Source organism: Dietzia sp. SYD-A1, from assembly GCF_015356725.1.
Taxonomy (GTDB): domain Bacteria; phylum Actinomycetota; class Actinomycetes; order Mycobacteriales; family Mycobacteriaceae; genus Dietzia.
The window spans coordinates 1-1,387 of record NZ_JADDKI010000468.1 but is presented as its reverse complement, the minus strand read 5'-3'; the positions used below and the strand labels follow the sequence as shown (position 1 = coordinate 1,387).

General features: G+C 73.0%; 2 protein-coding genes. One reads left to right on the top strand and one right to left on the bottom strand.

Annotated features, from left to right (window positions below; genetic code table 11):
* Positions 1 to 40: 40 nt before the first annotated feature.
* The gene (locus IY392_RS15760; protein WP_194861718.1) at positions 41 to 580 is read right to left on the bottom strand and encodes a hypothetical protein; all 540 of its coding nucleotides are present in this window, start codon (positions 578 to 580) and stop codon (positions 41 to 43) included.
* A gap of 42 nt (positions 581 to 622) precedes the next feature.
* Here IY392_RS15760 and IY392_RS15755 point away from each other — a divergent pair, with 42 nt between their 5' ends.
* Positions 623 to 1,312, top strand: a complete 690-nt coding sequence (locus tag IY392_RS15755) for a hypothetical protein (RefSeq protein ID WP_107755448.1) — start codon at positions 623 to 625, stop codon at positions 1,310 to 1,312.
* Positions 1,313 to 1,387 lie beyond the last annotated feature (75 nt).

The following is a 1,387-nucleotide window of genomic DNA, read 5'->3' as shown; positions in this document are numbered from 1 at the left end:
AGGTAGGCGACGGTGACCACGACGACAAGACTAGCCAGCGTCAGGCCCGACGAACCGACGCGAGGTCTGCGGAGACCTCGTCGACGGACCCCTCGGGCACCACGGCGCACGTCACGACGTCCCGGACCGCCTCCCGTGCGGCCCGCGGCAGGCCGACGAGAGCGGCCGGGTTGGGGTCGGCGAGTGCGGCCCGGACGTCTCCCCCGGTCATCGCCGCGACCGCGCCCGCGAGCAGGGCCCACACCTCACCGGCATCCGTGCACCGCGGGATCAGGCCCGAGCCGAATCCGACGCCGGAATGGGCGGCCAATGCGAGCAGATCGACCAACCGGTCGGCGGCGGGCCCCGGCCCACGCAGACCTGTCGCGACCTCGATCACCGCCGCCGTGTCGGCCGCCAGCACCGCGGCGACGGCATCGAGGTGTGGAAGGCCGAGGTCCGGATCCGCCGGCACCTCGACCGGGTCCGCGACCGACCACCGGGACAGTGCCCCCGCGAGCCCCGACGCGGTCACCACGAGGTCCTCCAGGAGATCGGGACGGGAGGGGCCGCGACTGAGCAGTTCGAGTGAGACCGTCATGACCACAGGTCTACACCGCCGCGTTGCTAGTCTCTCCTGACGATGGGTTCCGACGACTCCCCCGCATCCGATCAGGCTCCCGCCCCGGACGATTCCCCCGATGCGCCCGACGCCTCTCACCTCACGCCGGAGGAGAAGCGTGGCCCGCGCACGATCCACGTGGCGCTGGCGATGCTGGTCGCCCTTCTCATCACGGCGGTCGCGACGGATCCCGCCTCGGTGCTGCCCCGGGACTCGACTCTGCACGGCGCCCATCACCTGGACGAGGAGTCCGGTCTCGACATCGCCGTCCCGATCGGCTGGCAGATCGTCGGCCGACCGGAGATCGGCTCCGTGCAGATGGTCCCGGTGGGCTCGGGGAACGCGCTCGACACCCGGATCATCGCGGGTGTGCTCGAGCCCGGTATCGCCGCGGCAGCGATCGCCGACGACCAGGGTGCCGCCACCGCGCTGGCGGAGACCATCCAGCTCTACCTGATGGGGGTCACGGGGACCCGCGACGAACTGCGCGTCACCGATGTCCGCAACGAGGCCGGTACCGGGGTCGCCGTCTCGTACGTCCTGGCGCCCCACGACCCCGAGGACGCCACCGCCGGGGGGTTGGTCTACGCCGCCGTGTTCGGTTCCGAGGGACGGCGGTGGTGGGTCGCGTACGTGACCACCGCCCAGCAGTCGACCCCCGGCCCCCGCTGGATGGACCGGATCGTCGGCGACATCCGGTTGCCCGGGTGAACGAGGGGGAGGGCCGCGTCCCCGCGGCGGGCCGGGATCACCCAGGGGCAGGCCGCGGGCCGCGGCCGACAGGCC

What these genes read in the sequence shown, in the direction of transcription:
- IY392_RS15760 (WP_194861718.1), bottom strand. Translation starts at nt 580, where the DNA reads ATGACGGTCTCACTCGAACTGCTCAGTCGCGGCCCCTCCCGTCCCGAT.
- IY392_RS15755 (WP_107755448.1), top strand. Translation starts at nt 623, where the DNA reads ATGGGTTCCGACGACTCCCCCGCATCCGATCAGGCTCCCGCCCCGGAC.